Below are 457 nucleotides of genomic sequence, written 5' to 3' on the forward strand. Positions count from 1 at the left end.
CGAGCTTCCAGACCACCACCTCATCCCCTCCCCGCAGGTGCTCAAGCATCCTGTCCAGTTCGGGCCGGCTGGCCCGCGTGCCGCTCACGCCCTGGTCCGTGAAGATCTTCTTGCAGCCGGCTGTCTTCAGCGCCGCGTGCTGCAGGTCCGCGTTCTGCTCCAGAGTGCTGACCCTGGCGTATCCGATGCTTGCCATGCCGCTCCCCCGCAGTCCCATCAAAGGCAATAATTCCGATTCCTGAGAACATCAGACGTGAGACCTATTGATGAGACAATGCGGGTTCCGGAAATCCGGGACTTCAACAGGCCGGCGGCAGCCCGTGCCGCCGGTCTTAGCAAACGATCCTTTCCTGAGACCGATACGCCAGCTCCCCTCCGGGCCGACGCGGGCTCTGGCGCGGTGGGCTGCGCAGTCCTAGCATGGGCCCAGTAAGTGCTTCCGGACCGTCGGGCCCGC

At 64.6% G+C, this 457-nt stretch carries 1 protein-coding gene; it reads right to left on the reverse strand.

The annotated features are described in order from the left end of the window. A partial coding sequence (locus AC5RWU_RS24615) for a recombinase family protein (protein WP_493986788.1) occupies positions 1 to 196 on the reverse strand: 196 nt, incomplete at its 3' end. Positions 197 to 457 lie beyond the last annotated feature (261 nt).

It is taken from the genome of Arthrobacter sp. B0427-1-12, assembly GCF_059092905.1.